The sequence below is a fragment of the Pseudomonas sp. AC083 genome, assembly GCF_979253165.1.
Genome location: NZ_CEEDDH010000348.1, coordinates 1 through 236, shown reverse-complemented (window position 1 = coordinate 236; position 236 = coordinate 1). Strand labels below are relative to the sequence as shown.

Here is a 236-nt window from a genome sequence, read left to right as displayed (position 1 = left end):
TTCAGCAACCCCTACGCCCTCGCTTTGCCGAACAACCTCGCCGAGCAATACCCGCAGATCGGCAATATCAGCCAGCTCAACGCAGTACTGCGCGCCGAAGCCAAGACCAACCACCTGGTGGCGCTGGAGACCGAGTTCGCCTACCGCTCCGACGGGCTCGATGGCATGGTCAAGCTCAACGACATGAACCTGACCCGCAAGAACATCCGCCAGATGGACGCCTGCCTGGTCTACAC

1 protein-coding gene is annotated in these 236 nt (G+C 61.0%); it reads left to right on the top strand.

From position 1 onward, the window contains the following. Positions 1-236, top strand: a 236-nt coding sequence (locus AC0IXA_RS28145; protein ID WP_471815018.1) for a glycine betaine ABC transporter substrate-binding protein, incomplete at both ends; no start/stop codon positions are given.